25 protein-coding genes are annotated in these 26372 nt (G+C 59.4%); 10 read left to right on the top strand and 15 right to left on the bottom strand.

Annotated elements, in window-relative coordinates; all coding sequences use genetic code 11:
* Positions 1-4: 4 nt before the first annotated feature.
* Genes CKW32_RS00560 through pilV form a run of 3 tightly spaced genes read right to left on the bottom strand, consistent with a single transcriptional unit; the run spans position 5 to position 1729 of the window.
* On the bottom strand, positions 5-535 hold the full coding sequence (locus CKW32_RS00560) for a PilX N-terminal domain-containing pilus assembly protein (RefSeq protein WP_095183792.1): 531 nt from the start codon (positions 533-535) through the stop codon (positions 5-7).
* A gap of 7 nt (positions 536-542) precedes the next feature.
* On the bottom strand, positions 543-1250 hold the full coding sequence (locus CKW32_RS00555) for a prepilin-type N-terminal cleavage/methylation domain-containing protein (RefSeq protein WP_095183791.1): 708 nt from the start codon (positions 1248-1250) through the stop codon (positions 543-545).
* A complete protein-coding gene (gene pilV / locus CKW32_RS00550; RefSeq protein ID WP_095183790.1) occupies positions 1247-1729 on the bottom strand; it encodes a type IV pilus modification protein PilV in 483 nt (160 codons plus the stop codon). The genes CKW32_RS00555 and pilV overlap by 4 nt, the downstream gene beginning before the upstream one ends.
* Before the next feature lie 202 nt (positions 1730-1931).
* Between pilV and CKW32_RS00545 the strand changes: the two genes are divergently transcribed.
* Complete coding sequence (locus CKW32_RS00545) at positions 1932-2450, top strand: GspH/FimT family protein (RefSeq protein ID WP_050442823.1); 519 nt, start codon at positions 1932-1934, stop codon at positions 2448-2450.
* 16 nt (positions 2451-2466) lie between these two features.
* Here the strand turns inward: CKW32_RS00545 and ispH are convergent, their stop codons facing one another.
* The 6 genes from ispH to murJ form a co-directional block, all read right to left on the bottom strand.
* A complete protein-coding gene (ispH, locus tag CKW32_RS00540) occupies positions 2467-3414 on the bottom strand; it encodes a 4-hydroxy-3-methylbut-2-enyl diphosphate reductase (RefSeq protein ID WP_032886178.1) in 948 nt (315 codons plus the stop codon).
* A gap of 189 nt (positions 3415-3603) precedes the next feature.
* Positions 3604-4041: an FKBP-type peptidyl-prolyl cis-trans isomerase gene (gene fkpB, locus CKW32_RS00535; RefSeq protein ID WP_174562729.1), complete on the bottom strand. Its 438-nt coding sequence runs from the start codon at positions 4039-4041 to the stop codon at positions 3604-3606.
* Between the two features lie 7 nt (positions 4042-4048).
* Complete coding sequence (lspA, locus tag CKW32_RS00530; RefSeq protein WP_095183789.1) at positions 4049-4558, bottom strand: signal peptidase II; 510 nt, start codon at positions 4556-4558, stop codon at positions 4049-4051.
* Positions 4551-7382: an isoleucine--tRNA ligase gene (ileS, locus tag CKW32_RS00525; RefSeq protein WP_095183788.1), complete on the bottom strand. Its 2832-nt coding sequence runs from the start codon at positions 7380-7382 to the stop codon at positions 4551-4553. The genes lspA and ileS overlap by 8 nt, the downstream gene beginning before the upstream one ends.
* 14 nt (positions 7383-7396) lie before the next feature.
* Positions 7397-8335, bottom strand: coding sequence for a bifunctional riboflavin kinase/FAD synthetase (gene ribF, locus CKW32_RS00520; RefSeq protein ID WP_032886174.1), 939 nt, complete (start codon positions 8333-8335; stop codon positions 7397-7399).
* A 120-nt stretch (positions 8336-8455) separates the two neighbouring features.
* Positions 8456-9994, bottom strand: a complete 1539-nt coding sequence (murJ, locus tag CKW32_RS00515) for a murein biosynthesis integral membrane protein MurJ (protein WP_032886173.1) — start codon at positions 9992-9994, stop codon at positions 8456-8458.
* 253 nt (positions 9995-10247) lie between these two features.
* On the opposite strand from murJ, the gene rpsT reads away from it, so the two are divergent.
* Positions 10248-10526, top strand: coding sequence for a 30S ribosomal protein S20 (rpsT, locus tag CKW32_RS00505; RefSeq protein WP_016976313.1), 279 nt, complete (start codon positions 10248-10250; stop codon positions 10524-10526).
* Between the two features lie 207 nt (positions 10527-10733).
* Here rpsT and CKW32_RS00500 read toward each other — a convergent pair whose 3' ends face one another.
* A complete protein-coding gene (locus CKW32_RS00500; protein WP_032886172.1) occupies positions 10734-11219 on the bottom strand; it encodes a peptidylprolyl isomerase in 486 nt (161 codons plus the stop codon).
* Here CKW32_RS00500 and CKW32_RS00495 point away from each other — a divergent pair.
* From CKW32_RS00495 to CKW32_RS00485, 3 genes are read left to right on the top strand one after another with little or no spacing between them, the layout of a single operon-like run.
* Positions 11188-11523 (top strand): DUF3565 domain-containing protein, encoded by a 336-nt coding sequence (locus CKW32_RS00495; protein ID WP_095183787.1) that lies wholly within the window; start codon positions 11188-11190, stop codon positions 11521-11523. The genes CKW32_RS00500 and CKW32_RS00495 overlap by 32 nt on opposite strands.
* 60 nt (positions 11524-11583) lie before the next feature.
* Complete coding sequence (gene pta / locus CKW32_RS00490) at positions 11584-13683, top strand: phosphate acetyltransferase (RefSeq protein ID WP_095183786.1); 2100 nt, start codon at positions 11584-11586, stop codon at positions 13681-13683.
* A complete protein-coding gene (locus tag CKW32_RS00485; RefSeq protein ID WP_095183785.1) occupies positions 13684-14583 on the top strand; it encodes an acyltransferase in 900 nt (299 codons plus the stop codon). It abuts the gene before it with no gap.
* Between the two features lie 175 nt (positions 14584-14758).
* On the opposite strand, the gene cysN is transcribed toward CKW32_RS00485, so the two are convergent.
* From cysN to CKW32_RS00470, 3 genes are all read right to left on the bottom strand, one after another.
* On the bottom strand, positions 14759-16657 hold the full coding sequence (gene cysN, locus CKW32_RS00480) for a sulfate adenylyltransferase subunit CysN (RefSeq protein ID WP_095183784.1): 1899 nt from the start codon (positions 16655-16657) through the stop codon (positions 14759-14761).
* Positions 16658-16666: 9 nt separating this feature from the next.
* Entirely contained in the window at positions 16667-17584 is a 918-nt protein-coding gene (gene cysD, locus CKW32_RS00475; protein ID WP_032886164.1) for a sulfate adenylyltransferase subunit CysD, read from the bottom strand.
* 136 nt (positions 17585-17720) lie between these two features.
* Positions 17721-18479 (bottom strand): Nif3-like dinuclear metal center hexameric protein, encoded by a 759-nt coding sequence (locus tag CKW32_RS00470; protein WP_032886163.1) that lies wholly within the window; start codon positions 18477-18479, stop codon positions 17721-17723.
* Between the two features lie 102 nt (positions 18480-18581).
* On the opposite strand from CKW32_RS00470, the gene algW reads away from it, so the two are divergent.
* Positions 18582-19736 (top strand): Do family serine endopeptidase AlgW, encoded by a 1155-nt coding sequence (gene algW, locus CKW32_RS00465; protein WP_032886161.1) that lies wholly within the window; start codon positions 18582-18584, stop codon positions 19734-19736.
* A 112-nt stretch (positions 19737-19848) separates the two neighbouring features.
* Positions 19849-21954 carry a TonB-dependent siderophore receptor gene (locus CKW32_RS00460; protein ID WP_095183783.1) on the top strand — a complete coding sequence of 702 codons (2106 nt, stop codon included), beginning with the start codon at positions 19849-19851 and terminating at the stop codon, positions 21952-21954.
* Here CKW32_RS00460 and hemH read toward each other — a convergent pair.
* Complete coding sequence (gene hemH, locus CKW32_RS00455) at positions 21949-22974, bottom strand: ferrochelatase (protein ID WP_095183782.1); 1026 nt, start codon at positions 22972-22974, stop codon at positions 21949-21951. The genes CKW32_RS00460 and hemH overlap by 6 nt on opposite strands.
* A gap of 14 nt (positions 22975-22988) precedes the next feature.
* Positions 22989-23888: a TIGR01777 family oxidoreductase gene (locus CKW32_RS00450; RefSeq protein ID WP_032886147.1), complete on the bottom strand. Its 900-nt coding sequence runs from the start codon at positions 23886-23888 to the stop codon at positions 22989-22991.
* Positions 23889-24100: 212 nt separating this feature from the next.
* Here CKW32_RS00450 and CKW32_RS00445 point away from each other — a divergent pair, with 212 nt between their 5' ends.
* The 3 genes from CKW32_RS00445 to CKW32_RS00435 all read left to right on the top strand — a co-directional run bounded on the left by CKW32_RS00445 (position 24101) and on the right by CKW32_RS00435 (position 26372).
* Positions 24101-25087 (top strand): NAD(P)/FAD-dependent oxidoreductase, encoded by a 987-nt coding sequence (locus CKW32_RS00445; RefSeq protein ID WP_095183781.1) that lies wholly within the window; start codon positions 24101-24103, stop codon positions 25085-25087.
* Complete coding sequence (locus CKW32_RS00440; RefSeq protein ID WP_032886144.1) at positions 25084-25299, top strand: TIGR02450 family Trp-rich protein; 216 nt, start codon at positions 25084-25086, stop codon at positions 25297-25299. The genes CKW32_RS00445 and CKW32_RS00440 overlap by 4 nt, the downstream gene beginning before the upstream one ends.
* Positions 25300-25412: 113 nt before the next feature.
* Positions 25413-26372 carry a DUF523 and DUF1722 domain-containing protein gene (locus CKW32_RS00435; protein ID WP_095183780.1) on the top strand — a complete coding sequence of 320 codons (960 nt, stop codon included), beginning with the start codon at positions 25413-25415 and terminating at the stop codon, positions 26370-26372.

The following is a 26372-nucleotide window of genomic DNA, read 5'->3' as shown; positions in this document are numbered from 1 at the left end:
CTCCTTATTGAAGTTGCCGCCAAGACACTCGCCTAAAACGCGAGCCACTGGCTTCGTCCACTCGCGCGTACACGGTCTCCAATACCGTGCGTGACTGACCACTGATCCCAATCGCCGTCACCCGGTACAACGTTGCTGGGGTTTGCGGTGGCAAATTCGCCGGTCCTACGCTCGGACCAAGGGATTGAATACCGTAGAGCCCCCCTTTGATGGCAACCCAGTTAACTGATGAAACAGGACTGGTACCGGCCGCGACCACCGACAACGCCTCATCCGGAGGCCCACAGGCAACAATCGAATGGCACTGCGGCAAATCCGCACCCTTTCGCCTCACAACTTCCTCCCCCAGCCTTAAGCCACTTTCTGCTGCTTGAAACGATTGGTTGCGATGCCACAGGCTGCCGGCAATTTTTTGCTGGGTGACTGCCCCCTGCATGGACGACAACCCGATCAACGCCAACAACAGCAGAAACACCAGGCTTATCAGCAGGACTATCCCTCTTTGTCGCAAAGAAATACCTCCAGCACTCTTCATGGCTGCCCTACCCCACACGGTTTCGCAGAGCCACCACCACGCTGTAGGTTTGATCTCTCACCGTCCCAGTGGGGTCCTGCAGCGTCATGCGGATGCGCACGCTGCGGATCAAGGCCTCATCGGATGGCATGGCGTCGTAGCCCACAACTCGCGGTGATGACGCCCTGGCAGCCACGCCGAAACTGATATCGAAATCCCGCACGTTATCCACCAGCACCGCCTTGGCCGGCGCTGCGGGCGTGCTGACCTTTAACTGGCTGGTCTCGAAGGTGTAAGTCAGCTGTCGAATCGCAAAACGAATCTGTCCAGGATCAAGGGCAGGTGGATTCCCTGCATAGGCTTGAGCGTTAGTCGTGCAGTCGGACAGCACCGTCCAGTCAGGCCTGCCAACCCCTCGGCCGACATCAGTGGTGACCAGCGTTAGCGACTTTGAGCTACCCCCGGCAGTCCAGCGCACGGGCTGTTCAAAGGCTGGCGGCGCGTTATCAATAACTTCCGTGGCCAAACAGCCAAACATCCCAGCCTGACGAATGTCCTGAATCATCTTGCCCAGCGCAAACCGCGCGTCATCCTGCAACAACATGGAAGCCTGCTGGCTGGCGTAGGTAACTCGGGAGCTGATCACCACTTGGCTCCCTCCAATCACCAGTACCAAACCGACGGCCAGTGCCAGCAACAATTCCACCAGGCTGAAACCGCTAACCAGAGGCCTCATTGCATTACCCCTGGTTCATTGTCGATGCGACTGGTCAGGGACCAGGTTTCCCGCGCGCCAGGCGTGTTCTCACTTCGGCTGCCATCCCAACTGATACTGACAGTCACTTCATTTGTGCTGACCGCCACTGAACCTTTGGCACCCTCCCCGGCAAAGGCGCGAATATTGGATTCGAAATCATGGAGGTCCAAATCACGCACGCTGACGTTCCCGGTACTGGGGGCCTGCACTCCGTGGCGCAATGAGTAGTCCGCGCCAGAATTGGCGCGGACTCGGTCGAGCATATCGTAGGCAATAAAACTGGCCTGACTGGTCATCCTCGAACTTTCGGTGTACTTGAGGGCATTGAGTTGAAGCACCACTGCGCCTAACAGGCCCACGGTGAGAATCAGCATCGCCACCAGTACCTCGATCAACGTCATGCCGGTCTGGCATCGCGCAAAAGCGTGGGGAAAACAGGTGTTAAGGCAGGAAGGCATTACCGTCGTCATCCGTGTCGAAGGTCGAAGAAAGCAGGAAATCCCGCTGAGCGATCCAAGACTAGCGTCGGTTTTTCGCCCGTGCTGCCCACGGCACAAAGGGAAATACTTTGGACCTATAGGCCATCATTCGCCTCCCAGAAACGGACGCTATACCTATGCCTAGACCTGTTTCCTAAACACGCCCACGGAGAGAAAGCCGATGGAACAGCGAGGTTTTACCCTGATCGAACTGCTGCTTGGACTCCTTGTGAGCGGCACTCTGCTGCATCTGGCAGCACCTAATTTCATGGGCCTGCTGGAGTCACAGCTGCGACAAAGCGCGGCACAATCACTTACCAGCGGGCTTCGCTTCGCACGCACTGAAGCCATCGCGCGTAACCGTGCGGTGGTCATCCACGCACTGGACGAGGACTGGAGCAAGGGTTGGCGGGTGATATTGGATGTGAGCGGACACGGCCATCAGGACGACGACAACCCCGTGCTCTTGGAGCGCCAAGACAGCGGGCGCGTGCCGATAGTCGGGAATGGGCCGGTCAAAAGCCAGGTGCGCTTCAGCAGTTCAGGCGAGCCGGTGTTTTCAGGGGGAGGTTTTCGTGCTGGCACTGTGCACGTATGCGCCAGGGACTCGGCGCAAAGCCTGCACCAGTTGGTGCTGGCGCCTAGTGGACGTATCAGCCTGCGTAGCGATAAAGCCGAACAGGCGTTGTGCCGAAGTTAATCCGGCACCCTGACGTTCAAAGCAATGAGCGAACGCGCAGCTCCTTGGGCATGGAGAAAGTGATGTTCTCTTCACGTCCTGCCAACTCATCAGCGCCGGTAGCGCCCCAGGCGTGCAGTTGCTGGATAACACCGCGCACCAGCACTTCAGGAGCAGAAGCACCCGCAGTGATGCCAATACGCTCGACGCCATCGAACCAACTGCGTTGCATGTCTTCGGCACCGTCGATCAGGTACGCCGGTGTCGCCATCCGCTCAGCCAGCTCACGCAGGCGGTTGGAATTGGAGCTGTTAGGACTGCCGACCACCAGAACCACATCGCACTCGTCAGCCAATTGTTTGACCGCGTCCTGGCGGTTTTGGGTGGCGTAGCAGATGTCATCCTTGCGCGGGCCGCCAATGGCCGGGAAGCGGCTGCGTAGCGCGTCGATCACACGGCTGGTGTCGTCCATGGACAAGGTTGTCTGGGTCACGAAGGCCAAACGATCAGGGTTGTGTACCTGAAGGCTGGCGACGTCATTCTCGTCCTCCACCAAGTAGATGGCGCCGCCGTTGCTGGCGTCGTATTGGCCCATGGTGCCTTCGACTTCCGGGTGACCGGCATGACCGATCAGAATGCATTCCCGACCATCACGGCTGTAGCGCGCGACTTCGATGTGCACCTTGGTAACCAGCGGGCAAGTCGCGTCGAACACTTTCAGGCCCCGGCCCGCCGCTTCGGTACGCACGGCCTGGGAAACACCATGAGCACTGAAGATGACGATCACGTCGTCCGGCACCTGCTCCAGTTCTTCGACAAAGATGGCGCCACGTGCGCGCAGGTCTTCGACCACAAACTTGTTGTGGACGACTTCATGACGCACGTAGATCGGCGGACCGAAAACTTCCAGGGCACGATTGACGATTTCGATCGCACGGTCCACGCCGGCGCAGAAGCCACGGGGGTTGGCGAGTTTGATTTGCATGCTGTGCCTCGTGTCTTGCAGCTACTATGGGTCAGTATTGAAGCTACTCAACTGACAATGAAGATCAAAGGTGGGAGGGGGCTTGCCCCCGATAGTGATGGGTCAGTAAAAAACTTTGACTGATACCCCGCTATCGGGGGCAAGCCCCCTCACACAAGTCCGATCCACACATTTAGTGTGTTTCGTCAGTTAGAGCGCTTTAACGTCGATGATTTCAACGTCAAACGTCAAGGTTTTACCGGCCAACGGGTGGTTGAAGTCGATGGTCACTTGCGCGTCATCGAACGCTTTCACCACGCCAGGCAGCTCAGTATTCGCGGCGTCGTTAAAGATCACCAGCAGGCCTTCCGACAGGTCCATGTCCTGAAACTGCGAACGCGGGATGATCTGCACGTTTTGCGGGTTAGGCTGACCAAAAGCGTTTTCCGGCAGGATCTGCAGGGTGCGCTTGTCGCCAGCCTTGAAACCGAATAGAGCCGCTTCGAAACCCGGCAGCAGATTGCCGTCGCCGACCTTGAAGGTCGCCGGGGCCTTGTCGAACGTGCTGTCGACCGTGTCGCCATTCTCCAGGCGCAATGCGAAATGCAAAGTGACTTCCGTGTTCTGGCCGATGCGTTGCTCAGCCAATACCTGATCAGTCATTGACGGTCTCTCCGGTTTTCTTACTTTTGAACATATCCAGCGCCAGCATGATTGCACCAACGGTGATGGCGCTGTCGGCAAAGTTGAACGCAGGGAAATAATGACGGTTCTGCCAATGCACCAGGATAAAGTCGATCACATGGCCCAGGGCAATGCGGTCGTACAGGTTACCCAGCGCGCCGCCCAGAACCAAGGCCAAGGCGACGGCCAGCCAGGTGTCATCGCGGCCCAGGCGCTTGAGCCAGACCACGAGCACCGCACTGACCACCACGGCGATCAGCGCGAACAACCAGCGCTGCCAGCCGCCACCGTCAGCCAGGAAGCTGAAAGCGGCGCCGGTGTTGTAGGCGAGGGTCCAGCTGAAGTAATCCGGGATCACCACGATTTGCTGGAACATTTCCAGGGAGCCTTCGAAATGAGCCTTGCTGACCTGGTCAATGACCAGGACCAACAAACTCAGTACGAGCCAGCCCAGACGTCCGAAACGACTGGTATTAGGCATAATGGCGAACCTCGCCTTCACCCGAGATGTTGTCGACGCAACGACCACAGATTTCTGGATGCTCAGGGTTCACGCCGACGTCTTCACGGCAATGCCAGCAACGAGCGCACTTGGCAAAGGCCGACTTGACCACTTTGAGCTTGAGGCCCGGTACTTCGGTGGCCACGGCGTCCGCTGGGGCCTGGGCGAATGGCGCCAAGCTTGCAGTCGAGGTGATCAGTACAAAGCGCAGTTCGTTGCTCAGCTTGGTCAAGTCGGCGGTCAGGCCTTCCTCGGCAAACAGGGTGACTTCGGCCTGCAGGTTGCCGCCGACGGCCTTGGCCGCACGCTGCACTTCCAACTCCTTGTTCACTGCTACTTTGACGGCCATCACGCCTTCCCAGTACTCGCGACCCAGTTCGAAATCGGCCGGCAGTTCGGTCAGGCCTTCGTACCAGGTGTTGAGCATCACGGACTCGTTACGCTCACCCGGCAGGTATTCCCACAGCTCGTCGGCGGTGAAGGCCAGGATCGGTGCGATCCAGCGCACCAGCGCTTCGGAGATGTGATACAGAGCGGTCTGCGCCGAGCGGCGTGCCTTGCTGTTGGCGCCGGTGGTGTACTGGCGGTCCTTGATGATGTCGAGGTAGAAACCACCCAACTCCTGCACGCAGAAGTTGTGGATCTTCGAATACACGTTCCAGAAGCGGTATTCGCCGTAGTGCTCCTGCAACTCGCGCTGCAACAACAGGGTACGGTCCACGGCCCAACGGTCCAGAGCAAGCATGTCCTCGGCCGGCAGGATATCGGTGGCCGGGTTGAAGCCGGTCAGGTTCGACAGCAGGAAGCGCGCGGTATTACGGATACGACGGTAGGCATCGGCGCTGCGGGCCAGGATCTGGTCCGATACGGCGATCTCGCCCGAGTAGTCAGTAGACGCAACCCACAGACGCATGATGTCGGCGCCCAGGGTGTCGTTGATCTTTTTCGGTTCGATCACGTTTTTCAGCGACTTGGACATCTTGCGGCCCGTCTCGTCGACGGTGAAACCGTGGGTCAGCAGCTCGCGATACGGGGCGTGATCGTCGATGGCGCAACCGGTCAGCAATGACGAGTGGAACCAGCCACGGTGTTGGTCCGAGCCTTCCAGGTACAGGTCGGCACGCGGACCGGTCTCGTGGCCCATCGGGTGCGAACCGCGCAGCACGTGCCAGTGGGTGGTGCCCGAGTCGAACCATACGTCGAGGGTGTCGCTGATTTTGTCGTACTGCGGCGCTTCTTCGCCCAGCAGTTCGGCGGCGTCCAGCTTGAACCAGGCTTCGATGCCTTCCTGTTCAACACGCTGGGCCACCACTTCCATCAGTTCGACGGTACGCGGATGCAACTCACCGCTTTCCTTGTTCAAGAAGAACGGGATCGGCACACCCCAGTTGCGTTGACGGGAGATGCACCAGTCCGGACGGTTGGCGATCATCGAATGCAGGCGCGCCTGGCCCCACGCCGGGACGAACGTGGTGTCTTCGATGGCCTTGAGCGAGCGCACACGCAAGGTGTCGCCGCTGGTCGGCTCTTTGTCCATGCCGATAAACCATTGCGCGGTGGCGCGGTAGATCAGCGGGGTCTTGTGACGCCAGCAGTGCATGTAGCTGTGCTTGATGGTGTCGGTTTGCATCAGCGCACCGACTTCACGCAGCTTATCGATGATCGGCTGATCGGCCTTGAAGATGAACTGGCCGCCGAAGAACTCCAGCGAAGGCACGTAAACACCGTTGCTTTGCACCGGGTTGATGATCTCATCGTTGACCATGCCGTACTTCTTGCAGATCACGAAGTCGTCCACGCCATAGGCGGGCGAGCAGTGAACCACACCGGTACCCGAACCCAACTCGACGTAGTCAGCCAGGTACACCGGCGACAGACGGTCATAGAACGGGTGACGGAAGTTAATCAGCTCCAGCGCGGAACCGGTGGTGGTGGCGATCACCGAACCTTGCAGTTCGTAGCGAGCCAGGCACGCTTCGACCATTTCCTCGGCGAGTACCAGCAGGCGATCATCGACGTCCACCAGGGCATAGGTGAATTCCGGGTGCACGTTCAGCGCCTGGTTCGCGGGAATGGTCCACGGGGTGGTGGTCCAGATCAAGATGGCAGCCGGTTTGCTCAGGCTAGCCAGGCCAAACGCCTGGGCCAGCTTGGCGTCGTCAGCAATCGGGAAGGCTACGTCGATGGTCGAGGACTTCTTGTCTTCGTATTCGACTTCCGCTTCAGCCAGGGCCGAGCCGCAATCGAAGCACCAGTTCACGGGTTTGAGGCCCTTGAACACGAAACCGCCTTTGACGATTTCGGCCAAGGCACGGATTTCACCGGCCTCGTTCTTGAAGTTCATGGTTTTGTACGGGTTGTCCCACTCGCCCAGCACACCCAGGCGGATGAACTCGGACTTCTGCCCTTCGATCTGCTCGGCGGCGTAGGCACGGCACAGTTCGCGGGTTTTATCGGCACCCAGGTTCTTACCGTAGGTCACTTCGACCTTGTGTTCGATCGGCAGGCCGTGGCAGTCCCAACCCGGCACATACGGCGCGTCGAAGCCCGACAGGGTTTTCGAGCGCAGGATCATGTCCTTGAGAATTTTGTTCAGCGCATGACCGATATGAATCGTGCCGTTGGCGTAAGGAGGGCCATCGTGCAGGACGAATTTCGGACGATCCTTGCCAATCTCGCGCAACTTTCCGTACAGGCCAATACTGTCCCAGCGCTGCAGGATCTGCGGTTCGCGCTGTGGCAGGCCGGCCTTCATTGGGAAGGCGGTGTCCGGAAGGTTTAGCGTGGCTTTATAGTCGGTCATTTAAGGCTCTTCGGTTAGCGATGGGCGCTAGGTGCGGCTAGTGCACGGGCGGCGGCGACATCCGCATTGATCGCCGTTTTCAACGCCTCAAGGGAGGCGAAACGCTGCTCTTCACGCAGCTTCTGGTGGAAAACCACCGTCAAACGCCGGTCGTATAAATCACCGGCAAAATCCAAAAGGTGAACCTCCAGGTGGGCCTTGCCATCACCTGCAACCGTGGGCCTGACGCCTATGTTGGCGACTCCCGGCCACGACTGGCCGTCAATATCGACGCTAACCAGGTAAACCCCTGTCAGCGGCACACGACGGCGCTTGAGTTGCACGTTGGCGGTTGGCGTGCCCAATTGGCGCGCCAGCTTCTGGCCGTGCAGCACCCGTCCGGCAATGCGGAACGGGCGACCGAGCAAACGCTCAGCCAAGGCGAAGTCGGCAGCCGCCAGCGCATTACGCACTTGGGTACTGCTCACGCGCAGGCCATCTAATTCGACGGTTTGCGCGGCTTCGACGGTAAAGCCCTGGATGACGCCGGCGTGCTGCAGGAATTCAAAATCCCCAACCCGGTCGCAACCAAAACGGAAGTCGTCGCCGACCTCCAGATGTTGTACGCCCAGGCCATCCACGAGGATGCGGTCAACGAACTCGGCAGCGCTGAGGCTTTGCAAGCGCTGATTGAAAGCCAGGCAGAGGACGCGGTCCACACCTTCTTCAGCTAGCAGTTGCAGCTTGTCCCGCAAGCGAGCCAAGCGGGCTGGCGCCGTTTCCGGAGTGAAATATTCCCGCGGCTGAGGTTCAAAAATCACCACGCAGCTGGGCACGCCCAACTCGACCGCACGCTCGCGCAGCCGGGCCAGAATAGCCTGATGACCACGGTGAACACCGTCAAAGTTGCCAATAGTGGCGACGCAGCCCCGATGCTGGGGGCGCAGGTTGTGGAGACCTCGAACCAGCTGCATAACGCGCTTCTTGCTCATAAAGTGGTCGATTATAACCACACCCAGCCCCGGACGACAGGCAACAGCGCAGGGCAAGGTGGATGGAATCGATAAAACACCTGTTTTATCGCAGCAAACTCTCTAGCTCAGCGACTTGCGATTGAAATCGCGCAGACGGAAACCCTGCAGCAGCAACATACCGAAGTACACCACCACACCGGCGACCACCAGCGCACCCAGGCGCATGAAGCGATCTAACATGTGGCCTTGGTCCCACGCTGGCATAAAGTGCATCAGCCCAAGCAGAACCGCCGACATCATTGCCACCGCCACCAGCAATTTCAGGGCAAACATGCCCCAGCCCGGCTGCGGCTGGAACATCTGCTGTTTGCGCAACTGATAAAACAGCAGTCCAGCGTTGATGCAGGCGCCCGCACTGATGGCCAGGGCCAGGCCGGCGTGAGCCAACGGGCCGATAAACACAAGGTTGAGCAGTTGCGTGACGATCAGCGTGAAAATCGCGATTTTGACCGGGGTGCGGATGTTCTGCTGGGCGTAGAAGCCAGGCGCCAGCACTTTGATCACGATGATGCCGAGCAGGCCAACGGAGTAAGCAACCAGCGCGTGCTGCGTCATCAAGGCGTCATGGGCGTCGAACTGCCCGTATTGGAACAGTGAGACCGTTAGCGGCTCGGCCAGGATTCCCAGCGCAAGGGCGCACGGCAACACCAGGACGAAACACAGGCGCAGGCCCCAATCGAGGATGCGCGAGTACTCCTGGCGGTCCTTGCTTGCGTAGGTACGCGCCAGGGTCGGCAGCAGAATTGTGCCCAAGGCCACGCCGAGCACGCCGGAAGGCAACTCCATCAGACGATCGGCGTAATACATCCACGACACCGAGCCCGATACCAGCAGCGAGGCAAAGGCCGTGTTGATAATCAGGGAAATCTGACTGACCGACACGCCAAGAATCGCCGGCAGCATATTGCGCATCACGCGCCAGACGCCGGTGTCTTTCAGATTCAGGCGAGGCAGCACGAGCATGCCGATCTTTTTCAGGTGCGGCAGTTGGTAGAGCAATTGCGCCAGACCACCGGCCAGCACCGCCCAACCCAAGGCCATGACCGGCGGATCGAAGTACGGCGTGAGAAACAGCGCGAAAATAATCATGCTGACGTTTAGCAACGTTGGCACGAACGCCGGCACCGAAAACCGGTTCCAAGTATTGAGGATCGCCCCGGCCAGGGATGACAGGGAAATCAGCAATATATAAGGAAAGGTCACTCTCAGCAGATCAGTGGTCAGCGCGAACTTTTCCGGCGTATTGGCAAAACCGGGGGCCGTCGCCCAGATCACCCAGGGAGCGGCGAGCATTCCGAGGAGGGTCACCAGCATTAAAACCAGGGTCAGCAGGCCCGAAACGTAGGCAATAAAGGTACGAGTAGCTTCCTCGCCCTGCTGAGTCTTGTATTCAGCCAGAATCGGCACGAACGCTTGGGAAAATGCGCCTTCAGCGAAGATCCTGCGCAGCAGATTGGGCAACTTAAAGGCAATAAAGAAGGCATCCGTGGCCATGCTGGCGCCAAAAATGCGCGCCAGCAGGGTGTCACGCACGAACCCCAAAACCCTGGAGATCATTGTGATAGAGCTGACGGCAGCCAACGATTTGAGCAGATTCATTGAAAGAGTTTGCGCCTATAGATAAAGAGCAGGCGAACAAAGCGCCCACTTATGCGATACTGCGCGCCTGCAACAGCACAGAGCCAAAGCTCGCGAGTTTACAGGTCAAGCGCCGGAAATAAATCACCCGCCTCTTCAGATCGACCACTCAGCAGTTCGCATCAGCCGCCCTTGACAACACATCAAGTCATCGGCATGATTCGCGGCCTATTTTGTTTGCTATTTCCTAAAAAGTCTTTCGAGGAGCTCGACGGTGGCCAACACACCTTCCGCCAAAAAACGTGCAAAACAGGCTGAGAAGCGTCGCAGCCACAACGCCAGCCTGCGTTCCATGGTTCGTACCTACATCAAGAATGTAGTTAAAGCCATCGACACCAAAGACGCTGAAAAAGCTCAAGCAGCTTACGTTCTGGCTGTGCCAGTTATCGACCGTATGGCCGATAAAGGCATCATCCACAAGAACAAGGCCGCTCGCCATAAGAGCCGCCTGAATGGCCACATCAAGGCTCTGAGCGTTGCTGCTGCAGCCTAAGTGGTAACAACTGCTACGTAACCTTGGTTGCGAAACAGTTAGGAAATGCCCCGTACCGAAAGGTCCGGGGCATTTTTGTTTGTGCGTGAAAACACATGAGAGAGTGGGCTTGCTCCCTGCCACAGATGGAGCTGTGATGATTTCAGGCACAAAAAAACGCCCCGAACCAGTCGGGGCGTTTTTGCTATCAGCTGATTAACGCATCAATCAGTGCTGATGACCGCCTTCACCGTGAACGTGGCCGTGAGCAACTTCTTCCTGGGAAGCGTCGCGGATGGCAACGATCTTCACTTGGAAGTTCAGGCGCTGACCAGCCAGAGGGTGGTTGCCGTCGACGGTTACGTCGTCGCCGTCCAGATCACGGATGGTCACGATCTGCATTTGGCCGTCCGGCGCGGAAGCGTGGAACTGCATGCCCACTTCCAGCTCGTCAACGCCTTCGAACATGCTGCGGCTCAAAGTGCTGACCAGTTCAGCAGAGTATTCGCCGTAGGCATCTTCAGGTTCTACGGCTACGGTCAGTTCATCACCAACTGCCTTGCCTTCCAGGGCCTTTTCCAGGCCTGGGATGATATTACCTGCGCCTTGCAGGTAGACCAGCGGCGCGCCGCCGGCGGAGCTGTCGATGACCTCACCAGCGTCGTTGGTCAGGGTATAGTCGATGGAGACAGCCTTGTTAGCGGCGATCGTCATGGGGCGAGACCTTTTGCATAAGAATGAAGAACGGACAAGTCTAAACAAGGATTTGCCCGAAAGCGAACGGAACCCGGACGGACGGGACCAATCAACGGTCATGATCATCGGTTTTCATTCGGACGAAGAAGGGCATTGGGTGGCCGAGCTGTCATGCGGCCATACCCAGCACCTGCGCCACCAGCCGCCGTGGCAATCCCGCACCTGGGTGCTAGACCCCGCACAGCGCCTGGAAAAAATAGGCCAGCCCTTTGCCTGCGGCTGGTGTGCGCAAGCGCCGAATAACGATAACCTTGACGCCTGATTCCCGGTAGGCACTCAGCCATAGAGCGCCACCGAAGCCATGCACCTCCAGAGAATTCGCATGCAGACTTTTTTTATCGCGCCCACCGATTTTGGTGTGGGTCTGACCTCCATCAGCCTAGGGCTGGTGCGCACCCTTGAACGGGCCGGGCTGAAAGTCGGCTTCTTCAAGCCGATAGCCCAACCGCATCCTGGCGACACCGGCCCAGAACGCTCCACCGAACTGGTGGCACGCACCCACGGCCTGAAGCCTCCACAACCCCTGGGCCTCGCCCATGTAGAGCGGATGCTCGGCGACGGCCAGTTGGATGAACTGCTAGAAGAAATTATCACGCTGTATCAGCAGGCCGCGGTGGGCAAGGATGTGCTGATCGTCGAAGGCATGGTGCCGACCCGCAATGCCAGCTACGCGGCGCGGGTCAACCTGCACTTGGCCAAGAGCCTGGATGCTGAAGTGATTCTAGTCTCCGCTCCGGAAAACGAAGTGCTTACCGAACTCTCAGGCCGTGTGGAATTGCAGGCCCAGTTGTTCGGCGGCCCGAAAGACCCGAAGGTACTCGGCGTAATCCTCAACAAAGTACGCACCGACGAAAGCATGGAAGCTTTCTCGGCGCGCCTGAAAGAACATTCGCCGCTGTTGCGCAGCGGTGACTTCCGCCTGCTGGGCTGCATCCCGTACCAGCCGGAACTCAACGCGCCGCGCACCCGCGACGTAGCCGACCTGATGGGCGCGCAGATCCTCAACGCCGGCGACTACGAAACTCGGCGCATGACCAAGATCATCATTTGCGCCCGCACCATGCGCAACACCGTAGAGCTGCTCAAGCCCGGCGTGCTGGTGGTGACCCCCGGCGACCGTGACGACATCATCCTCGCCGTCAGCCTGGCCGCGATCAACGGCGTACCCCTGGCCGGCCTGCTGCTGACCAGCGATACCCTGCCCGACCCGCGCATCATGGATCTGTGCCGCGGCGCCTTCCAGGCTGGGCTGCCGGTTTTGTCGGTGAGTACCGGTTCCTACGAGACCGCTAACCTGCTCAACAACCTCAATAAGGAAATCCCCATTGATGACCGTGAGCGTGCGGAGATCATCACCGATTTCGTCGCCAGCCACCTCGACGCGCGCTGGCTGCACCAGCGCTGCGGCACGCCGCGGGAGATGCGTCTATCGCCGGCGGTGTTCCGCTACCAGTTGATCCAACGCGCCCAGGCTGCCAACAAACGCATTGTGCTGCCCGAAGGCAGCGAGCCGCTGACCGTGCAAGCCGCCGCTATCTGCCAGGCAAGGGGCATCGCGCGCTGCGTGCTTCTGGCCAAGCCGGCAGACGTGGAAGCCGTCGCCCGCGCCCAAGGCATCGAATTGCCTGAAGGCCTTGAGATTCTCGACCCGGACCTGATCCGCCAACGCTACGTCGAACCGATGGTCGCGCTGCGCAAAAGTAAGAGCCTCAACGCGCCAATGGCCGAGCAACAATTGGAAGACACCGTGGTGATCGCCACGATGATGCTCGCGCTGGACGAAGTGGACGGCCTGGTCTCTGGCGTTATCCACTCCACCGCGAACACCATCCGCCCTGCCCTGCAGCTGATCAAAACGGCGCCGGGCTGCACCCTGGTGTCGTCGGTGTTCTTCATGCTCTTCCCAGAGCAGGTGCTGGTGTACGGCGACTGCGTGATGAACCCGCACCCAAGCGCTGCGGAACTGGCGGAAATCGCCCTGCAAAGCGCCGATTCGGCGGCGGCATTCGGCATTACCCCACGTGTGGCGATGATCAGTTATTCCAGCGGTGATTCAGCCAGCGGAGAAGAAGTGGAAAAAGTCCGCGAGGCCACCCTGCTCGCCCACGAACAGCAAAGCTTGCTGCTGATCGACGGCCCGCTGCAATACGACGCCGCCGCCAACGAAAACGTAGCGCGGCAATTGGCGCCCAACAGCCAGGTCGCCGGCAAAGCCACGGTGTTCGTCTTCCCCGATCTGAACACGGGTAACACCACCCACAAAGCAGTGCAACGCAGCGCCGACTGCGTAAGCCTTGGCCCAATGCTGCAGGGCCTGCGCAAACCGGTCAACGACCTGCCCCGTGGCGCCCAGGTCGACGACATCGTGTACACCATCGCACTGACTGCGATCCAAGCCGCCAACCGACCAATGGATATCTAAATGCTGGATTTTCTACCTGCCGCCGTGCGCGGGGTCATCGCTTCGCTGTTGCTGGCACTGAACACGATACTGCTGTGTTCGTTCCTGTTCATCGTCGCGCTGTTCAAGGCGCTACCGTTTGCCAAACGCTTCAGCGAATGGCTGATGAACCACACCCACGAAGCCTGGGTAACTAACAACAAGGGCTGGATGAACCTGGTACAGCGAACGCGTTGGCATCTCAAAGGCCTTGAAGGGCTGGACTATCAGCACTCGTACCTAGTGACCAGCAACCACCAAAGCTGGGTCGACATCATGGTGTTGCAATACGTGCTCAATCGACGGATTCGCCCGCTGAAGTTCTTCCTCAAGCAGGAATTGATCTGGGTGCCGGTGATTGGTCTGGCGTGGTGGGCGTTGGGCTTTCCGTTCATGAAGCGCTACACCAAGGCTTATCTGGAGAAACACCCGGAGAAGAAAGGCAAAGACCTGGAAACCACCCGCAAGACCTGTGCGAAGTTTCGCGCAAACCCGGTAGGGATTTTCAACTTTGCCGAAGGCACTCGGTTTACGCCGGGCAAACATGCCCAGCAGAAGTCGCCGTTTCGCTACTTGCTCAAACCCAAGGCGGGCGGAATCGCGTTTGTGTTGGATGCCATGGGGGAACAGCTGAAATCACTGGTCAACGTGACCATTCACTACCCTGGCGGACGCCCTGGGTATTGGGACTTGCTCTGCGGCAAGGTGCAGGACGTGGTGGTGCAGTTTGAAGAAGTGCAGATTCCAGCCGAGTTCATCGGCAGGAATTATGAGCAGGATGCGGAGTATCGGCTGGCGTTCCAGGGGTGGATTAACCAGCTGTGGGAAACCAAGGATGCGTTGCTGGAGCAGCTTCACACCGAATTCCCAAGCAAGCGATGATCAACCTGCGGGAGGGGGCTTGCCCCCGATGAGGGAGTATCAGTTGATGCAGCCGTAGCTGACCCACCGCTATCGGGGGCTAGCGCCCTCCCATATTTGACCGCGCCCGATCTTGAAGATGTGAAAAAGCCCGCCACCGATCACTCGGTGGCGGGCTTTTTTGTGGCCGCGAAGTTTAGATCGCGCCGCGCTGACGCAACAGCTCCAGCACTTGCTTGACGCTCTCTTCCAACGACAGAGCCTGGGTGTCGAGTACCAGATCGGCATTCAACGGCACGTCGTACGGGAAGGACTCGCCAGGGATGTTATCCCCACCGGCAGCGTACAAACCTTGCGGATCACGCTCGGCGCACACCAACGGCGACGCTTGCACGTAGACGGTCAGCAGGCGGTCGCTGCCAATCAGCGCCTTGGCCTGTTCACGGCCTTCGGCATCCGGGGCAACGAACGCCGCCAGGGTCAGCAGGCCGGCCTCGTTGAACTGACGCGCCACGTGAGCAGCACGACGCCAGTTCTCGGTACGCCCGGCACGATCCTGAGGCAAGCCTTTGTTCAGGTCGTGGCGTAGGTTCTGACCATCCAGTACGAACACGGCACGGCCCATGTCGAACAGCTTGCGCTCAACCGCGTAGGCCAAGGTGCTTTTGCCAGCGCCCGAGAGGCCGCTGAACAGAACGGTGGCCGGTTGCTGGCCAAAGCGCTGGGCACGTTCTTCAGTGGCCACATGAGCCAACTTGCCATGCTGCGCCGCGCTGCCGTGGGTAACAGGCGGTGCGATGATCATGCCCGCGGCGACGGTGCCGTTGGTCAAACGGTCGATGACAATAAACGCGCCCGTGGTGCGATTGCTGTCGTAACCGTCCAACGCGATGGCGGCGTCGAGGCTGACCTTGACCCGGCCAATCTCATTCAGTTGCAACGAACTCGCCGGGCCTTCGGCCAGGGTGTTCACGTCCACGCGGTGCACGATGCTGGTGATGGAACCCGGCACATAGCTGGTGGCGCGCTTGATGTCGTATTTCTTGCCCGGCAGCATCGGTTCTTCGGCCATCCACACCAGCATGGCATCGAAGGCGTCAGTCACTTGCGGCACGTTGTCGGCATGCACCAACAGGTCGCCACGGGAGATGTCGATCTCGTCTTCCATGGTCAGGGTCACGGCCTGACCTGGGCCGGCGTGCTCCAGTTCACCGTCGAAGGTGACAATGGATTTGACGCGGCTGCTCTTGCCCGATTGCAGAACAACGATTTCGTCTCCCTTATGCACGATGCCGCTGGCCAGGGTGCCGGCGAAACCGCGGAAGTTAAGGTTTGGACGGTTAACGTACTGCACCGGGAAACGCAGGTCGGTGTAGTTGCGATCGTTGGCGATCTCGACGGTTTCGAGGATTTCCATCAGCGACTGGCCGGTGTACCAAGGCGAACGCTCGCTCTTGTTCACCACGTTGTCACCCTTGAGCGCCGACATCGGCACGAATGCCAGGGTGCTCGGCTTGAACGCGATACCGTCGGCGAACTTCAGGTAATCAGCCTTGATCGACTCGAATACGCTTTGGTCAAAGCCATTGATGTCCATCTTGTTGATGGCAACGACGATGTGCTTGATGCCCAGCAACGACGCGATGAAGCTGTGGCGACGGGTCTGGGTCTGCACACCGTAGCGGGCATCGATCAGGATGATCGCCAGGTCACAGGTGGAGGCACCGGTAGCCATGTTGCGGGTGTACTGCTCATGGCCAGGAGTGTCGGCGATGATGAATTTGCGCTTTGCGGTGGAGAAGTAGCGGTAGGCAACATCGATGGTGATGCCCTGCTCACGCTCGGCCTGCAGGCCGTCGACCAGCAACGCCAGGTCGATGTCATCGCCGGTGGTGCCGGACTTCTTCGAATCGCGGGTAATGGCTTCCAGGTGATCTTCGTAGATCATCTTGGAGTCGTGCAGCAGGCGCCCGATCAGGGTGCTTTTGCCGTCGTCGACGTTGCCGCAGGTCAGGAAGCGCAACATCTCTTTGCGCTCGTGCTGGCCCAGGTAGGCGAGGATGTCCTCGCTGATCAAATCAGATTGATGCGACATGACAGCCCCTTAGAAATAGCCTTGACGTTTTTTATCTTCCATCGAGCCTGCACCATCGTGGTCGATGACACGGCCCTGGCGCTCGGAAGTTCGCGTCAGGAGCATTTCCTGAATGATGTCCGTCAGCGTCTCGGCTTCGGACTCCACCGCGCCCGTCAACGGGTAGCAGCCAAGGGTACGGAAACGTACTTTCTTTTTGACGATACGGGCTTTGTCTTCGTCGGACAGGTGCTCGAGGATGCGGTCGTCGTCGATCATGATCAACGTGCCGTTCTTCTCGATGACATCGCGTTCGGCGGCAAAGTACAGCGGCACGATCGGGATGCCTTCAAGGTAGATGTACTGCCAGATGTCCAGCTCGGTCCAGTTGGACAGCGGGAACACACGGATCGACTCACCCTTGTTGACGTTGCCGTTGTAGACATTCCACAGCTCGGGGCGCTGGTTCTTCGGGTCCCAGCGGTGCTTGCTGTCGCGGAACGAGTACACGCGCTCTTTGGCACGGGATTTCTCTTCATCGCGACGGGCACCGCCGAAGGCAGCGTCGAAACCATGCTTGTCCAATGCCTGCTTAAGGCCTTCGGTCTTCATGATGTCGGTGTGTTTGGCGCTGCCGTGGGTGAACGGGTTGATGCCCTGCGCAACACCATCGGGATTGACGTGGGTGATCAGGTCCAGGCCCAGTTCTTCGACCATCTTGTCGCGGAACGCGTACATCTCCTGGAATTTCCAGCGGGTATCGACGTGCATCACCGGGAACGGCAGTTTGCCCGGGAAGAAGGCCTTGCGTGCCAGATGCAACATCACGGCGGAGTCTTTACCGATCGAGTAGAGCATCACCGGGTTGTCGAACTCGGCGGCGACCTCGCGGATGATGTGGATGCTTTCCGCCTCCAGCTGTTTCAGATGCGTCAGTTTGTCGACCATGGCTACTCACGGAAAAACGATCTTATGGACGGCCAGCGGGCCGTGTTCGAGCGAGGCATGCTAGCACAGCACCTTCTTCTATTCAGGGAGCCAGCTAGATCGAAACGATATAAGAATATGCCCCCAGGTTTGGCGCTCAAATCGGGTTGGGACAATCGATAAACAGATGCTCCAGGGCGAAACGTCGCGCTAAATAATCTCCCAAAGCCTGCACACCGTAGCGCTCGGTTGCGTGGTGCCCGGCGGCAATGAAGCTGATGTCGTTTTCCCGCGCACTGTGGAAGGTTTGCTCGGAAGCTTCACCGCTGAGGAACAGATCGACGCCGGCGGCAATCCCATGGTCGATGTAGCCTTGGCCACCGCCGGTGCACCAGCCGACGCGGCGGATCATCTCGCTGCCTTCGATCAGCAGCGGTTCGCGGCCCATGACGTCCTGTACGCGGCGGGCGAAGTCACGGGGCGACAAAGGTTCGGCGAGGGAGCCGACGAGGCCGACGATCTTGGGGTTGCTTGGGTCCAGCGGGCCCTCGACGGTGATGTCCAACTGCTTGGCAAGCTGCACGTTGTTGCCGACGTCAGGGTGCAGGTCCAGCGGCAGGTGGTAGGCCAGCAAACTGATGTCGTGCTTGAGCAGGGTTTTCAGTCGCCGTTGCTTCATGCCGGTGATGCAGGGGTTTTCGCCTTTCCAGAAATAACCGTGGTGCACCAGGATCAAATCGGCCTGGGCTTCGACGGCTGCGTCCAGCAGGGCTTGGCTGGCGGTCACGCCGCTGACGATGCGCATCACCTGCGGGCGACCTTCGACTTGCAGCCCGTTGGGGCAGTAGTCGGGGATTTTTGCACTGCCGAGGTAGCGGTCTGCTTCCTCAACGAGGGTGGTAAGGGGGACGGCCATAAAAGACTCCTAAATATCCCGTTCCGAGGCGCTCGCAGCCTCGTATAATGCGCGACATTATGGGCGCTCTCCCGCCCCCTGCAACCTGTCAGGACTTACTTGATGCTCAAGGCACTGCGTTTTTTTGGATGGCCATTGTTGGCTGGCGTGCTGATCGCGATGCTGATTATTCAGCGTTTCCCCCAATGGGTGGGCTTACCGAGCCTTGATGTGAACCTGCAACAGGCACCGCAAACCAGCGCGGTGGTACAAGGCCCGGTGACATACGCGGACGCAGTGGTCATTGCCGCGCCGGCAGTGGTCAACCTGTACACCACCAAGGTCATCAACAAACCAGCGCATCCGCTGTTTGAAGACCCACAGTTCCGCCGCTATTTCGGCGACAACGGGCCCAAGCAACGGCGCATGGAATCCAGCCTGGGTTCCGGGGTGATCATGAGCCCCGAGGGCTACATCCTCACCAACAACCACGTGACCACCGGCGCCGACCAGATTGTGGTGGCCCTGCGTGATGGTCGCGAGACCCTGGCTCGTGTGGTGGGCAGCGACCCGGAAACGGATCTGGCGGTATTGAAGATCGATTTGAAAAGCCTGCCGTCCATCACTCTCGGCCGCTCCGATGGACTGCGGGTGGGTGATGTGGCACTGGCCATCGGCAACCCGTTCGGGGTGGGACAGACGGTGACCATGGGCATCATCAGCGCCACCGGACGCAACCAGCTGGGGCTTAACAGCTACGAAGATTTCATCCAGACCGACGCGGCGATCAACCCTGGCAACTCCGGCGGCGCGCTGGTGGATGCCAATGGCAACTTGACCGGTATCAACACGGCGATTTTCTCCAAGTCGGGCGGTTCCCAGGGCATCGGTTTTGCGATCCCGGTGAAGCTGGCGATGGAAGTGATGAAGTCGATCATTGAGCACGGCCAGGTGATTCGCGGCTGGCTGGGGATCGAAGTGCAGCCGCTGACCAAGGAACTGGCCGAGTCGTTTGGCCTGACCGGGCGCCCAGGCATTGTGGTCGCCGGGATCTTCCGCGACGGTCCGGCACAAAAAGCCGGGCTGCAATTGGGTGACGTGATCCTGAGCATCAACGGCGAACCGGCGGGTGATGGTCGCAAATCGATGAACCAGGTGGCACGGATCAAGCCGACCGATAAGGTGACGATCCTGGTGATGCGCAACGGCAAAGAGATCAAGTTGTCGGCGGAAATCGGACTGCGCCCGCCGCCGGCTCCGGTTAAAGAAGAGGAATAAGCCGCTTCGCTCAGGTGCCCGTTCGCGGGCACCTACAAGCCAACATTTCATAGCGATTCATTCTCATTGGTCATGTTATATTGTTTCAATATCGCTATTGGAACGCTCTATCATGCCGCCTCGAAGAATTGCCCCCTTAGCTGGCCTGGCCTTGGGCTTGCTGCTTGATCCCGCTTTTGCCGAAGAAACCACCGTCGAACTCGATACCATCAGCGTCACCACCGACGCCTATGAATCCGCAACCGGCCCAGTGAAGGGCTACCGCGCCACGCGTTCAGCCAGTGCGACTAAAACCGACACGGCCCTGCGCGATATCCCACAATCCATCAGCGTTATTCCGGCCACGGTGCTCAAGGACCTGGGAAGCACCAACGTGGAACGCGCCCTGGAATTCGCGGGCGGCGTATCCAAGCAAAATAACTTTGGCGGCCTGACACTCTACGAATACAGCGTGCGCGGCTTCACGACCTCAGAGTTCTATCAAGACGGTTTCAGCGCCAACCGTGGTTACCCGAGCACACCGGACGCGGCCACTATCGAACGCATCGAAGTGCTCAAAGGCCCCGCGGCCAGTTTGTACGGGCGTGGCGACCCAGGGGGCACCGTGAATATCGTGACCAAAAAACCTCAGCCAGAAGCCTTCACTACCCTGCAAACCAGTGCCGGTAGTTGGGACCGTTATCGCACCGCTCTCGACGTCAACACGCCGCTGGACAGCGAAGGCCACGTGCTGTCGCGGGTCAACCTGGCAGTGGAAGACAACCACAGCTTCCGCGATCACGTGCAGAGCAAGCGCGTGTTCGTCGCGCCCTCGTTCAGTTGGCAATTGGACCCAGACACCAGCCTGCTCGTCGAAAGTGAATTCGTGCGCCACAGCTCAACCTTCGACCGTGGCATCGTCGACGCCCCCGGCCTGTCACGCGAAACCTTCCTCGGCGAACCCAACGACGGTGACATCGACAACCACAACAATCGCATCCAGGCGACCCTCGAACATCACCTAAACGACGCCTGGAAACTGCGCCTGGCCAGCCACTACAAACAAGGTAGCCTGTGGGGCGACGCCTCGGAAAACCGCGCTCTCAATGCAGATGGCCATACCCTAAACCGCCGCTACCGCGAACGCTCCATGGGCTGGCACGACAGCATCACCCAGTTGGAACTGCGCGGCCTGTTCGACGTCGGCAGCTGGCAGCATGAACTGTTGATCGGCACTGAATACGAGGACTACCGCAAGAAGGAACGCGTGACGGCCATCGCCGGCAGCCCCGGTAGCTCGTACGCCATCGACATCTACAACCCGGTCTACGGCCAAACCAAACCCAATGGCATACGCTCCGGCACCGACTTTTTCGAGCACACCAAAAGCCACGCGCTTAACCTGCAAGACCAGATCGTCTTTACCGATCGCCTGCGCGGCATGGTTGGCGCACGCTTCGAGCATTTCCAGCAAAACGTCGACGACTTCACTCGAAATGTCCCACCGAGCCGGCAAACTCACCACGCTCTTACCCAGCGCGCCGGCCTGCTTTATCAACTCACCCCCGAAGTCGGCGTGTTCGCCAATGCCTCCACTTCGTTCAAACCCAACAGCGGCCTGGACGCGACAGGTAACACCTTCAAGCCCGAGGAAGGCGTAGGTTATGAAGTTGGGATCAAGAGCGAGCTGTTCGACGACCGCCTCAGCGCTACCCTCGCGGCGTTCCATATCGAAAAGGAAAACGTATTGGCCCTGGACCCGGCCACCAACACCAACCGTGCAATGGGCAAGGCGCGCAGCCAGGGCTTTGATCTGCAACTGACCGGGCAACTGACCGACGCAGTGCGAGTGATCGGCGCCTTCGCCTACATTGACGCCGAGGTGACCAAGGGCGACAAGGCCATTCCGGCGGGCAGCCGTATTCTCGGCGTGGCCAAGCGCAGCGGCAGTCTGTTGGGGGTGCATGAATTCCAGGACGGCGCCTTGCGCGGCTCAGACGTGGGCGCGGCGTTCACCTATGTGGGAGACCGCTCGGGTGAAGCCGGCAGCAGTTTTGAACTGCCGGCCTACCACACCGTGGATTTGCTGGCGCACTACAAAGCCACCGAGAACGTGACTGTGGGCCTGAATCTGAACAACCTGTTTGACGAGAAGTACTACGAGCGGTCCTACAGCAACTACTGGATCAGCCCCGGCGAACCGCGCAATCTCACCGTCAGCTTGAGCCTCAGCCTATAGGGACAACGGCGCTCTTTCGCACAAAGTATTGAGCGCCGCCGCCCACTGCGGATCATCATTCAAGCACGGCACCAACACCAACTCCTCGCCCCCCGCCTCACGGAATTGCTCCAACCCGCGATCGCCAATTTCTTCCAGGGTCTCGATGCAATCGGCCACAAACGCCGGGCACATCACCAGCAGCTTTTTCACGCCTTGCTGGGCCAGCGCCTCCAGGCGAGCTTCAGTGTAGGGTTCGATCCACTTCGCACGGCCCAGACGCGATTGAAACGCCACCGACCATTTGCCATCCGGCAAACCCAGGCGGGCGGCTACATCGCGGGCAACACTGAAACATTGTGCGCGATAGCATTTGGCAAGCACTTCAGGCGAGGCTTTCTTGCAGCAGTCGGCATCCTTGAAACAATGCTGGCCAGTCGGGTCGAGCTTAGTCAGATGGCGCTCGGGCAAACCGTGGAAGCTCAGCAGCAAGTGATCGTAATCCTGCTCGACATAACGCCGTGCGCTCGCCGCCAGGGCATCAAGGTATTCCGGCTGATCGTAGAACGGCTGCAGAATCGACAGTCGCGCATTCAGTTTCTTGCTTCGCACCACGCGCCGGGCTTCTTCGATCACCGTGGTCACGGTGCTGTCGGCGAACTGCGGGTACAACGGCGCCAGGGTGATCTTCTGAATACCCTGGGTGGCGAGGCGCGTCAGTGTCGTTTCCAGGGACGGCTCGCCATAACGCATGGCCAGTTCCACCGGGCCTTGTGTCCACTGCGCCGTCATCTGCTGTTGCAGGCGACGACTGAGCACAACCAGCGGCGAACCTTCATCCCACCAGATCGACGCATAGGCATGGGCCGACTGCTCGGGGCGCTTGATAAGGATCAGCGACACCAGCAATCGACGTACCGGCCACGGCAAGTCGATCACATAAGGGTCCATCAAAAACTGGTTAAGGTAGCTGCGCACATCCGCCACCGAAGTGGACGCCGGTGAACCCAGGTTGACCAGTAACAACGCGTGATCCGTCATGCAACATCCTATTTCTAGAGGCGGCTGGACAAGTCATCCAAAGCCGTATGCAACTCAGTGAACTGGAAAGTGAAACCGGCGGCCATCAAGCGTTCGGGAATCGCCTTCTGCCCGCCCAGCAACAGCCCCGACAACTCACCCAAGCCTACCTTCAGTGCAAAGGCCGGCATCGGCATGAACGCCGGGCGGTGCAGTACCTGGCCCAGGGTCTTGGCGAACTCGCGGTTACGCACTGGGTGTGGGGCGCAGGCATTATAAGGACCGCTGGCGTCATCCTTGTGCAGAAGAAAATCAATCAGGGCGATTTGATCCTTGATATGCACCCATGGCATCCACTGCCGACCATTACCGATAGGCCCGCCCAGCGCCAGTTTGAACGGCAGCAGCAGCCGCGACAAAAAGCCGCCCTCGGCCGCCAACACCAAACCGGTGCGCACCAGAACCACGCGCATGCCCAAGGCTTCGGCACGCTGGGCGGTTTCCTCCCAGGCGATACAGAGCTGGCTGGGAAAATCGTCCTGTACCGGACCACTGGCCTCGGTCAGTTCGCGCTCACCACCGTCGCCGTACCAGCCCACCGCCGAGCCGGAAATCAACACCGCCGGCTTTTGCGCAAGACCTTCCAGCCACGCCAACAGGGTTTCGGTAAGACCGATGCGACTGCTCCACAACAGCGCCTTGCGTTTGTGGGTCCAGGGACGATCGGCGATGGCGGCGCCGGCGAGGTTGACCACAGCGTCCACGACGCCGATCACCTCTTCCAGGCGCGCAACGCCCAGCACCTCGGCGCCACACAAGGCGGCAACCTCTTCGGGATGACGGCTCCACACGGTCAGGCGATGGCCTTGACCGAGCCAGTGTTGGCAGAGTTGGCGGCCGATCAAGCCGGTACCGCCGGTCAGCAAAATGTGCATGGGATCTTCCTCATGTAACGTTCGCCGCCGATCACTGGTCTATTTTATAAGCAGGGATCAATTTGTAATCGTGCGTGACTGTTGTTTAAGCCTCAGCTTTAACCATAGGCCACGCCACACGTTCAGGTACGCCAAAACTTATACCAAAAAACAATATTGTACAGCTATTGGTGTCGGCGTAGTCTGTACCCAACGGTAGAACGAGGCCCTCCATGACTGTCCCCATCGCGATCATCGGTACCGGCATCGCCGGTCTCTCCGCCGCCCGAGCGTTACGAGACGCCGGGCACGCAGTGCAACTCTTCGATAAAAGCCGCGGCAGTGGTGGCCGCATGTCCAGCAAGCGCAGTGATGCCGGTGCGCTGGACATGGGCGCCCAATACTTCACAGCCCGCGACCGACGCTTCGTCAATGAAGTGCAACGCTGGCAAAGCAACGGCTGGGCCGAGCAGTGGAAACCGCAGTTGTACAACTTCAAATCCGGCCAGCTCACCCCTTCCCCCGACGAGCAGATCCGCTGGGTAGGCTCACCGCGCATGAGCGCCATCACCCGTGCCCTGCTCGATGACTTGCCGGTGGAGTTCGGTTGCCGCATTACCGAGGTGTTCCAAGGGACTCAACACTGGAACCTGCTCGACGCTGACGGTGGCAATCATGGACCATTCAGCCACGTGATCATCGCCACGCCAGCGCCACAAGCCACCGCCCTGCTCGCTGCTGCGCCGAAGCTGGCCAGCGCCGCCGCAGGGGTAAAAATGGACCCCACCTGGGCGATCGCCCTGGCCTTCGACACACCCCTTGATACGCCAATGGAAGGCTGCTTCGTGCAGGACAGCCCCCTCGACTGGCTGGCGCGCAACCGCAGCAAACCTGGACGCGACACCACCCTCGACACCTGGGTGCTGCACGCCACCAGCGCCTGGAGCAAAGCCCACTTGGACCTGTCCAAGGAAGCCGTGATCGAACACCTGCACGGCGCCTTCGCCGAGTTACTGCACAGCGCCATGCCTGCGCCGTCGTTCAGCCTAGCGCACCGCTGGCTCTATGCGCGGCCGTCCAGCAGCCATGAATTCGGTGTGCTGGCCGATGCCGACCTGGGTCTGTACGTGTGTGGCGACTGGTGCCTGTCCGGTCGAGTGGAAGGCGCCTGGCTCAGTGGCCAGGAAGCCGCGCGACGCCTGATCGAGCACCTGCAATGAACCGCATCAACCCCGCCAAGCTGCTGCTGTCAAAGTGGACAGCAGCCCATCCCCGTAATAAGGAAAAACACTTTTTGGTCACCGAGCTGTTTCGGGATGAAGAAGGCACGGTGCTGGAAATCGAGCTGCAAGCCATCATGACCAAACGCGGCGAACGCCTTCCGTGGCAGACCTTGCAGAATGCCGAGGCATGGAAAATGGGCTGGAAATAGTCCCCCCCGCAAAAAACCTGTACAAATAATTTGACTTGTACAGCTTCAGACCTATGATGAGATTAGTTGTACAGAAATCAACGCTTGTACAAGAATCTTGCAGAGGTTTGGCCATGTCCAGCAGCGCAAAACCGAAGATCGCTATCAGCGCCTGCCTACTAGGCGAGAACGTGCGCTTCAATGGTGGCCATAAACAGTCCCTGCTCTGCAGCCAAACCCTCGCCGACTACTTCGACTTTGTGCCCCTGTGCCCCGAAGTTGCGATCGGCCTGGGCATCCCCCGCGAACCGATCCGCCTGGTTGGCGACCCTGCCCATCCGCAGGCCGTGGGCACTGTGCGCCGCGAACTCAACGTGACCCAGCCCCTGAACGAATACGGCCAGCAGATGGCTGAAGAACATACCGATCTGTGCGGCTACATCTTCATGCAGAAGTCGCCGTCCTGTGGACTGGAGCGAGTCAAGGTGTACCGCGAAAACGGCACACCGGTCGACGGTGGCGGACGCGGCATCTATGCCCAGGCGTTTTGCGCGCGCCACCCCAACCTACCGGTCGAAGAAGACGGCCGACTGAACGACCCGGTGCTGCGGGAAAACTTCCTGACCCGCGTTTTCGTCTACGCCAGTTGGCAAAAGCTGCTGGCCGAAGGGCTGACCCGTCACCGCCTGCTGGCCTTTCACTCGCGCTACAAATACCTGCTGATGGCCCACAGTCCCGCCCATTACAAAAGCCTGGGTCACCTGCTGGGCAGCATGGGCAAAGGCACCGACCTCAATGAACTCGCCGAGTCTTACTTCAGCGATTTGATGACCGGCCTGACCAAATGCGCCACTCGCGGCACCCACACCAATGTGCTGCAACACATCAGCGGCTACCTCAAGCAGGTGATCAGCGCCGATGACAAGCAGGAAATGCAAACCGTCATCGGCCAATACCGCCACGGCATCGTGCCGCTGGTGGTGCCGCTGACGCTGCTCAAGCATCACTTTCGCCAACACCCGGACCGCTACATCGCGCAGCAGGCGTACCTGCAACCGCACCCGGAAAATCTCAGCCTGCGTAATGCGATCTAG

Source organism: Pseudomonas sp. Irchel 3H9 (assembly GCF_900187495.1).
Taxonomy (GTDB): Bacteria; Pseudomonadota; Gammaproteobacteria; order Pseudomonadales; family Pseudomonadaceae; genus Aquipseudomonas; species Aquipseudomonas sivasensis.
Note: the sequence above shows the minus strand (reverse complement) of the source record. Positions and strands in the feature narration are given on the sequence as shown.